This window comes from Vallitalea sediminicola (assembly GCF_054408565.1).
The window spans coordinates 1-10,083 of record NZ_BTPT01000132.1 but is presented as its reverse complement, the minus strand read 5'-3'; the positions used below and the strand labels follow the sequence as shown (position 1 = coordinate 10,083).

General features: G+C 28.5%; 10 protein-coding genes. 3 read left to right on the top strand and 7 right to left on the bottom strand.

Annotation, left to right across the window (positions count from 1 at the left end; genetic code table 11):
• The 6 genes from ACX6CF_RS26135 to ACX6CF_RS26110 form a co-directional block, all read right to left on the bottom strand.
• Positions 1 to 537 (bottom strand): hypothetical protein (locus ACX6CF_RS26135; protein WP_458788320.1); only part of this gene is annotated, 537 nt, incomplete at its 3' end.
• 64 nt (positions 538 to 601) lie between these two features.
• Positions 602 to 1,840, bottom strand: a complete 1,239-nt coding sequence (locus tag ACX6CF_RS26130) for a glycosyltransferase family 2 protein (protein WP_458788319.1) — start codon at positions 1,838 to 1,840, stop codon at positions 602 to 604.
• 13 nt (positions 1,841 to 1,853) lie between these two features.
• The gene (locus ACX6CF_RS26125; RefSeq protein WP_458788318.1) at positions 1,854 to 2,522 is read right to left on the bottom strand and encodes a glycosyltransferase family protein; all 669 of its coding nucleotides are present in this window, start codon (positions 2,520 to 2,522) and stop codon (positions 1,854 to 1,856) included.
• A gap of 16 nt (positions 2,523 to 2,538) precedes the next feature.
• Complete coding sequence (locus ACX6CF_RS26120; protein ID WP_458788317.1) at positions 2,539 to 3,588, bottom strand: glycosyltransferase; 1,050 nt, start codon at positions 3,586 to 3,588, stop codon at positions 2,539 to 2,541.
• Between the two features lie 24 nt (positions 3,589 to 3,612).
• Positions 3,613 to 5,412 (bottom strand): nucleotide sugar dehydrogenase, encoded by a 1,800-nt coding sequence (locus tag ACX6CF_RS26115; RefSeq protein ID WP_458788316.1) that lies wholly within the window; start codon positions 5,410 to 5,412, stop codon positions 3,613 to 3,615.
• A 3-nt stretch (positions 5,413 to 5,415) separates the two neighbouring features.
• Positions 5,416 to 6,561: a DegT/DnrJ/EryC1/StrS family aminotransferase gene (locus ACX6CF_RS26110; RefSeq protein ID WP_458788315.1), complete on the bottom strand. Its 1,146-nt coding sequence runs from the start codon at positions 6,559 to 6,561 to the stop codon at positions 5,416 to 5,418.
• 171 nt (positions 6,562 to 6,732) lie between these two features.
• Between ACX6CF_RS26110 and ACX6CF_RS26105 the strand changes: the two genes are divergently transcribed.
• Positions 6,733 to 7,752: a glycosyltransferase gene (locus tag ACX6CF_RS26105; RefSeq protein ID WP_458788314.1), complete on the top strand. Its 1,020-nt coding sequence runs from the start codon at positions 6,733 to 6,735 to the stop codon at positions 7,750 to 7,752.
• A gap of 69 nt (positions 7,753 to 7,821) precedes the next feature.
• Here the strand turns inward: ACX6CF_RS26105 and ACX6CF_RS26100 are convergent, their stop codons facing one another.
• The gene (locus tag ACX6CF_RS26100; RefSeq protein WP_458788313.1) at positions 7,822 to 8,844 is read right to left on the bottom strand and encodes a glycosyltransferase; all 1,023 of its coding nucleotides are present in this window, start codon (positions 8,842 to 8,844) and stop codon (positions 7,822 to 7,824) included.
• A 193-nt stretch (positions 8,845 to 9,037) separates the two neighbouring features.
• Between ACX6CF_RS26100 and rfbD the strand changes: the two genes are divergently transcribed.
• Together rfbD and ACX6CF_RS26090 are read left to right on the top strand one after the other, a co-directional pair.
• A complete protein-coding gene (rfbD, locus tag ACX6CF_RS26095) occupies positions 9,038 to 9,880 on the top strand; it encodes a dTDP-4-dehydrorhamnose reductase (RefSeq protein WP_458788321.1) in 843 nt (280 codons plus the stop codon).
• 5 nt (positions 9,881 to 9,885) lie between these two features.
• Positions 9,886 to 10,083: hypothetical protein (locus ACX6CF_RS26090; protein WP_458788312.1), on the top strand; the 198-nt coding region annotated here is incomplete at its 3' end.

Here is a 10,083-nt window from a genome sequence, read left to right as displayed (position 1 = left end):
TCCTGTTGGACCTGCTGGACCTGTTGGGCCTATTGGTCCTGTTGGTCCCATTGGACCTGTTGGGCCTATTGGTCCCATTGGGCCTGTTGGACCCGTTGGTCCCATTGGTCCTGTTGGACCTGTTGGTCCCGTTGGTCCCATTGGGCCTGTTGGACCTGTTGGTCCCGTTGGTCCTGTTGGACCTCTTTTACCTCTTTTACCTTTCGGACCTCTTTCTCCTTCTGGACCTCTTGGACCTCTTTCTCCTGTTGGACCCTCTGGACCTCTTGGACCTCTTGGACCTCTTGGGCCTCTTGGACCCTTTGGACCTCTTGGTCCCCTTGGACCTGGTGGTCCTTGTTTCCCTAGTGGACCTTTTATACATAATTTAACTGGGGTACAAACAATACAGCCATCCTCATCTTTTTCTTTCTTGCATTGAAATAAAATATCATCATTGCAACAATATGATAAATAATCTATACAAGTTTCTTTATCAACATCCTTACAATATTTATATTTATCAGAACATGGACGACCATCGTGTGTTTTACTCAAATCTTTTCACCTCCTTAATTCAATATATGAAAATATTATTAAGTTGGTTAAAAGGGGTTGTATATTAATATATTTTTATTCCTAATTCATCTGCTAAATATACTATATACTTATTAATAAAATCTCCTTCAATCTTTACAACACTATCAAAATCATTAATAAACCCTAAAATATTCATATGTTCAATATTATCATCAATATATAAAACCTTTTTTATATCAATAGAATCAACTTTACTTAAAATTTTCATTTTAATAGAATTTACTACATTATAGAAGTTAAAATAATTGCTTGGAATCCATAAAAAAATTCTATCATAATCAGGATTATTAATTACTACTTCTAATTTTTCTTTCCATTTTGAATATACATTCTCCCAATCTGCTATAACCAATGTTTTATGGTCTTTTTCATCTAAATCAATGTTTTCACAAATTTGATAATCATTATAATTACAAGGAATAAAATCTCTACCTTTATTATAATGATTTTTTTTAATATACTTTTCTCGATCTATGTAAACATTGTTGATATTTCTATCATTTGTTAATCTCCATTTTCTATAAAATTTACTTCTGTTTATAGAAACAAAGTTATTTATATTTTCTTTTACTGTTTTAAATGTTTTGCTACCCATATGATATACAAATGAACCACCTACTACAGCTATTTTATATCCAGCCATTCTTATTCTTAAACACCAATCATCATCATCAAAATGTCCAATTCCAAAGAAAAAATCATTCCCTCCTACTTCTTTCAATACTTGTCTCTTTAGAATCATACATGCTCCAATAACCCTTGTTATATATGTTGTTTTGTCTTTATTATTATTAACGAATTCTTTAGAAAAAGAATTAATTTCCTCTAGAGAATTAAATCTTACGTCAATTCGTTGTATACCATATGCATATGATAGATATGGTGCAGCAACTCCTATTGATTCATCAGTTTCTAACAGTTCCACTAGTGCATTCAGCCAATTATTTGGAAAAATCAAATCATTATTAAGTACACCAATTATTTTCCCTCTACAATAAGATAATCCAATATTAATTCCTACTGGATATCCCATATTTTCTAATAATTTCACATAGATGATTTCAATTTTTTCTTTCTTATTTGATACTATTATATTTTCAACTACTTCTTTTGTTGAATCATTGGAACCATTATCAATAATAATTATTTCTATACCTTTATTTATAAAAGTTTCATTAAGAGATTTTATTAATGTCTCAATTGCTTGTTTAGTAAGTTCACAGTTGTTATAACACAATATCACAAAACTATAATAAGGCATAAATACAATCCTTTCATAATTTTAATTCTTTCTTGTACTCATTTAATAAGGCTACTCTATATTTATCATATTTAGATAAACTTACGATACCACAATCATGAATGCACCATGGTTCTTCCTGATATGGTACTATTATTTTATAGCCATTTCTTATAAATTCTAGGCACTGGGATATATCATAAAAATGCCATCCATCAAAAATATCAGCTCTCCACGGTATATCATATTGAGTTATCATTATCAAACCATCTACAGCACTAACAAACTCATAATCTTTACTACTTATCTGAAAATCCAATAGTTCTATTTTACCTCTATGACTATCATATACTTTACCTACTTTTTTTGTTGATTTCCACCATATTCCATCAATAGGAATGTATTTTGCCCCTATAACACCTATAAGACCTATTTGTTGATTTTTCTCAAAAATCTCTAATATTTTAACTATGAAATTCGTATTTGTGATGAATACATCCTGATGAAGATAGATCTTATATTTTGCATCTGATTTTTTAATTCCTTCATTACATCCACCTGTCATACTTGTTTGATTTCTTATATCCACGATCTCTACTGTAAAACCATCTGGAACCAAAAGAGCATTAATATATTTTACAGCTTTTTTATATAAATCATCATTATTGACACATATTATAAATGCTATTTTTTTGTTATCCATTATTAACTCCATCCAACTAATTTTTTATGGCTTCATAACTAACTAATTCAGGTATTGTTAAGCTTATCTCATATGATATTTTTTTCAGATCAAATTCTTTTCTTACTAATTCATATGCATTATTGCTGATGCTCAATCGTTTTTCTTTATTATCAATCAAATAAGTCAATGCTCTCGTCCATTCATCACAGGTATTATCAACCAATAATCCATTTTTCCCATTTTTTACAATATATGTGAATGGCTGAACATTAGAATAGATTCCTGCTGTTCCTATAGAGCTATACTCCAAAAATTTATTAAAATACTTACATGAATGAAATTCTGTTTTATTTAGAGGTGCTAAAGCAATATCCCATTTTCTTGAAAGTAAAAAAGATATATACTGTTCATAGTTTTCTTTATACGGAAACACAGTTATTGGAATATTTCTCATAGAATAATTCTTAAATCCAACTATCTCAATTTTAATTTTATTATTATATCTATTAATTATTGATTGAAATGGTTTATATAATATCTGATTAAAATATGTCCTATGATCTGTTCCTCCTGCGAAACCAATTGTTATTTCTTCATTTTGTTTATCTAGTTGTACACTAGTATATTTATTATATTCCAATAATAAAGCAGGAGCATTAGTAACACTTACTTTTTCAAATGAATTTCTATATTTATCAGCAATATTTTTATTAGTAGTCCATAAACAATGGCATTTATCCATTATTGATTTTATATTATTTTTTATATATGTTCTTTCAAAATATGCTTTATTATATGACCTAGATAACCCCTGTATATTAAGCAAATCATCATCTAAAAAATAAATTAAATATTTCCCTTTATTTCTACCAACTGTAACCTTATTAAAATCTAATTGTTCAGCTCCTCTAATACATATAATTACATCTGCCATAAAAATATCTTCATTAGTAACATGTCTGCTCTCTTTATAAACAAAATTAAGTAATTCTTGTTTATGCAATGATTCAAGAGGTTTTATTATTCCTATAACAGCAGATGGAATTGTTTTGAAACAAAAGGCTAAAACGTTTGTTTTTCTCATAAGAACACTTCCCTAACAAAATAGTTATAGTCTCCAATAATTAAATATTTTATCTGCTGTTTTCTTATCAAATATTCCTTTTACATCTATCAAAATAGGTGATTTGATATTAACATTATAATATTTTTTCAAATCTTCTAAACTCATCTCTTTATAATGTTGATGAGCCACACATACAATAATTGCATCAATATCTTTAATATTATCTAAATCCGTTTGTTGTAGATTATAATCTTTATAAACCTCATCCTTATTAGCTACCGGATCAGCTATTATTACATTGATATCATATTTCAATAACTCATTTATTACATCTTTTACTTTAGAATTTCTTAAGTCTGGTACATCTTCTTTAAATGTCAAGCCCATAACTAATACTCTTGCATCTTTTACTTTTTGATTATTCTCTATTAATCTTTTTATAGTTTTTTCAGCAATAATTTTACCCATATTATCATTGATTCTTCTTCCAGATAAAATAACTTCTGGTCGATAATCTAGTTGTTGAGCTTTATATGTTAAATAATAAGGATCGATTCCTATACAATGTCCTCCAACAAGACCTGGTGAAAAATTAAGAAAATTCCATTTGGTATTAGCCGCTTCCAATACTTCTCTAGTATCAATACCCATCTTATCAAATATGATTGCAACTTCATTTATAAATGCTATATTAATGTCTCTCTGTGCATTTTCTATGACTTTGGCAGCTTCTGCAACCTTTATTGATGAAGCTCTGAACACCCCTGCTTCTGTAATTATTGAATATTTATCTGCTACAATATCTAGTGTTATTTCATCACAACCAGATACAACTTTTTTTATTTTATCTACTGTATGTATTTTATCTCCTGGATTAATTCTTTCTGGTGAATACCCTACCCAAAAATCTTCTTTATATTTTAGTCCCGATTGTTCTTCTAATATAGGTACACAGATGTCTTCTGTAACTCCTGGATATACCGTCGATTCAAATACAACAATAGAACCTTTCGTAAGATTTTTGCCTACTATTTTTGTGGCACTCTCAACTGGGTGTAGATTGGGAACTTTTTCCGTAGTGATTGGTGTAGGAACAGCTATTATATGAAATTTAGACTGCTTCAATTTTTGAGGATCTGACGTAAATTCTAGGTTCTTTATATTTCTTAATCTTTCTTCACCTATTTCATTAGTTGGATCTTTACCTTGTTTATATAATTCAATCTTAGTTTCATTGATATCAAATCCTATTACTTTTTTACCTCTCTCAGCAAATGATACTGCCAATGGCAGTCCAACATAACCTAAACCAATTACTGAAATAATTTCTGTGTCCATTTTGGAAAACTCCATTCTTAATAAACATTTATTATTGATTTCATACTTATAACAGAATCTAAAACCACATTTTTCATATACACTCTTAGCTGCTATATTACACTCAAGTACATCTAAATACACCTTTTGTATTTTTAATTTTTGAATAGCAAATTGGCAAATCATTTTTACAACCTTAACTCCAATACCTTTCCCTCTAGCTTCATTTACACCTATAAAAAATCTACCAAATTCAGCTTCATCATTTTTAATGTTATATAATGCAACCATGCCAATAGCTTGTTTAATTTCTTTACCTTCCTCTATTATGAATATATAATCATTAGGCGTATTTAGATATTTTTCATACCAATCTTTTTGTCTGTTTAGTTCTATCAAATTATCATTTATAAACCATTTTCTTATAGAATTATTATTTCGCCAAAAAACAACTGATTCTAGATCTTCTATACCAATTGGCCGTAAATTAACATTGTCTTTCTTAATAACATAGTCATGCTTCAAATTTTAGCCCTCCTTAGCAATACTAGCCAATTTTATAACGTTTGATGAAATTTCATTAACATCTTCCTTGGTTAATCTCATATGCATTGGAAGTGATAGAATCCTTGTACTCAATCTATGAGCGTTTGGACAAGTTCCTTTTCCATAAGAATACATAGTATATTCAGTATTATCTCGATAATGAACGCCTGGATAGATTTTATTAAGGTTTAATGCAATTATCAATTCATCTCTATTGTTAACTTCTATAATATACAAATGCCTTGAGCATTCACATCCTTTTGCAATAGGTATCACTTTTATTAGGTTTTTATGATATTTAAAAGCATCATCATACCATGCAGCAATTTGTCTCCTATAAGCATTATCCATGTCCAAATATTTAAGTTGTACTAATCCTATGCTAGCCATTATTGAGTTACCATGATATTTATAACCTAAATAATCTACATCGTATCTCCATTTATAAGTTTCCTTATTAAGTGAACGAGTATAAGTATCCTTATTTATTCCTAACCATGCTAATTTTCTTGCTAGTTCATCATATTTCTTTTCTTTGAAACATATCATACCAGAATCAGCCGTCGGCAGATTTTTAACTGCTTGGAAAGAATAAATAACAGCATCTGCTTCTTTCCCTACAATCTCCCCCTCCAGTCTTGTACCACTCATATGTGCTGCATCTAATATTAATTTCAATCTGTACTCTTTGCATATTTTAACTATTTCCTTATACTGCCCTGTATTTCCACCTAACCCTACATACATTATTGCTCTTGTTTTGTCAGTTATTTTGTTTCTTACGTCTATTGGATCTAGACATAAATATTTATCTACGTCAGCAAAAGCTACTTTCATATTTTCATAAGCAATAGCATGATTTGAGGATATGAATGTTAATGGAGTTGAGATGATTTCATCACCATCTTTCCATTTACACTCATTTTTAAATATTTTTACTGCCAAATGAAGCCCTACTGTAGCAGAATTTATAAAATGGGCATTAGGTAGATTAGTGTATTCTTTCCATTCTTTTTCAAATTCTATTGTTTTATATCCTAGTCCTGTCCAACCTTTTTCTAGGCATTCTTTTATTTCTTTAAGGCATTCTTCTACCCTAAAGGTCGGTACGAATAATTGTATTGACATATCATTTCACCTCTATTTAGTCAGCCACCAATATAATTTTAGTATCGTTACTATATTATATTTTCATCAAATTTAAAACGTTACAATAATATTTCAAATAATTATGCACTACATCAATTTATTACAAATATAATAGATTAGAATAACTAATAGAGCTTAGGTGATTATAAGATGATTATTGGCTTTTCAAGAAAACCATATGGTAAAGGTGGAGCTATATCATGGATTAAGACATTCAGCAACTATTGTATTTCTAATGGTCATCAAGTAAAATTCAGCTATAAAAATCGTATGGATGTATTTTGCTCTGTTGCTAATTTTTCTCTACCAAAAGAATTACGATACCTTAAAAATCGTAATATAAAGATATTACAAAGATTAGGTTCCATTTTTTTAGATTATAATTATGATGATAAGCAAATAGTAATAGATGGTAATAATCATTTAAAACAGCTGATTCCTTATGCTGACACCATCGTATATCAAAGTGTATTTTCTAAAAAAGAACTTTATGGAAGCCTCTACAATAAAATGGAACCAGATGGTGATATTATTTATAATAGTACTAATGCTTCTATTTTCTCTCCTGATAGTAGAACCATCTATAGACATTCAAATAAAAAAATCATACTATGTAGTGCTTATTGGGGATCTCTGAATACATCTCTAGAATGCATCAAATTAATAGTTGAAACTGCAAAAAAACTGCAAAATCATCCCGAAATAGAATTTTGGATATTAGGACTTGCCCCTATAGAAACAGAAGAATATATTAGAAAGTATAACCTTCCTAATATAACAAAATTAAATCTTCATAATCCTATACGCTATACCTTAATGCCTTATTATCTAAAATCAGCTGACTTAGTTCTTCACCTAAAAGCCCATGAAGGATGCTCTAATGCAGTTATTGAAACTATGAGTGTAGGTACACCACTTGTAGGATTAAATTCTGGAAGTTTGCCTGAATTATTGGGAGATGCCGCTTTATTGGCGGATTGTACTGGGGATATAAAGAAATTTCCTAAGGTAGATATTAATGACTTAGTTAAGAAAATACTTATAACATTAGAAAGATCAAATATATATCGTTCTAAAATGCTTAAAAGGGCTAAATCATTTTCTGAAGAAGAACAATGTAGTAGATATTTATCTATATTAGAAAAATTATATAAATCAAAATATGAATGATAGAACTATGGCTATCTATAATTATCATAGATGGCCATAAAATATAGAATCAATAGAATGGATATTTTATTATAATGCTAAAACATCCTTAAATATTTCAACTATTTTTTTAGCAGCATATTCTAAATTATAATGTTCATTAACATCGTTATATGCATTAATAATCATTTGTTCTCTTAATTTATCATTTTCATATAATTGTTTTATTGCATTAACCCATTCTTCAACAGTATCATTAACTAGTACACCATTTTTCTTATTATTGATTGCATATAAAAATGGTGCAGTCTTACTAGATATTATAGCATTTCTTGTAGCCCCTGCTAATGCATATTTTATTTCTGTTTTGCAATTCAGAAAATGATTAATGCTTTTTTTAGTTCTCTTCTCCATTTTTTCCTTGTAATATTTATCCTGGATAGTGACTGGATTTAATAATATTTGTGTCCCATTTAAAAGATAGATCATTTTTGAAAAAGGAACATATCTATGACTATTGACATTTTCTACACCACTAAGAAATGATGAACCACTCATGGTTATAAATTTGATATTTAATCTTTCTTGATTAATTCGATTAATGATATTTAATATAAGTTTCTTTCCTATAGCTCCTGTACTAACCCATGAAATATAAAATCCATTATAATCATTTTTTCTTATATTTTTAATTACATCCATGTCAACAAAAGTACGAAGTACATATGTTTTTTTAGAATACAAAGAAATATTTTGTTTCATTGGCTCATTATAACAAATTGCTGCATGGCATTCTTTTAAGAATTTTTTAGGTAATCCATTTTGTTCTTCAATTACTAAATCATCTATCATATAAATGAATTTCTTGCTATCGTAATATTTTCTAATTAATTGGATTATTACCTCTTCATCCTTTTGTGAAATCAGTATACCGTTTGCACCCAAACGTTGGAATATAATAATATCATTCTTCTTAAGTATATCTTCATTAATTTCTTTATAATATATTTCTGAAGATGATTCGCCAAGCTTTCTTAATCCCTTAGATAACTCAAAACTACATTTTCTAGTACAAGGATCATCCTTATTAGAGTAAATAAATAATATATTCATACAACACTTCCTTTCAGATAAATTGCAATAGTGGTTTTATTATATAGTAATTGTCCTAATTTATATTATTAATAATTACCTAATATGTTACACAAGCATTCTTTATAAAAGCAATAGTTTACTTAAGTGATTATATTCTTTTTTATTATCAGTTATCATATAATTATATGAGTTTGATATTTGAGGTGATTATATTCATATACTGATAACAGGTGTTAATGGTCAACTAGGTCATGATGCAAAAAAATTATTATCACCTTTTCATAAAATAAGTGGATTTGATAAAGATACATTAGATATAACTAATTATATGGATACTGAAAGAACAATATCCAAATTAGAACCTCAAGCAATCATTAACTGTGCAGGTTATACTAATGTAGATGACTGTGAAGATAATTATGAATTAGCGTATAATATTAATACTCAGGGCTGTTATAATTTAGCTCTAATAGCAAAGAAATTGGATTGTATTTTAGTTCATATGTCAACTGATTATGTTTTCAATGGAAAAAAAGATGAGCCCTATATAGAGTCAGATCAACCAAACCCAATAAATATATATGGAAATTCTAAATTATTAGGTGAAATCATTGTTAGTAAAATGTGCCTAAAACATTTTATATTAAGAACATCATGGTTATACGGAACAACTGGTAAGAATTTTGTTAAAACGATACTAAGAATTGCTGATATAAAAAATAAAATTTCAGTAGTAAATGACCAAATCGGTACTCCTACCTATACTGTTGACTTAATAAACATTATTGCTCAGCTTATTAATACTGATGCTTACGGAACATATCATGTATCTAATGATGGTCAATGCAGTTGGTACGAATTTGCAAACAAAATAATTCAATTAACTAATAAAAACACATCAGTAGTACCAATTACAACAGATCAGTTAAAGAGAACTGCTAATAGACCTAGCTACTCAGTTCTAAAAAACTATATGTTGGAATATCAATTCAATTATAATCTTCGTAATTGGCAAGATGCTTTAGGTGAATTTCTTAATAAGGATATGGAGTGAATCATATGAAATCATATTTTTTTATTATTCCTAGTGGTAATTCAACAACAGCTTATGCAAATATGTTGTTTGCATCAGCGTTAAGAAATCTAGGTTATAATGTTGAAACTGTAGCTGATATTAATAAAAAATACAAAATACTAGAACACCCCGACTGTGATACAATCTTTTTTCAAAAAACTAGTCAGCAACCACCACTTCAA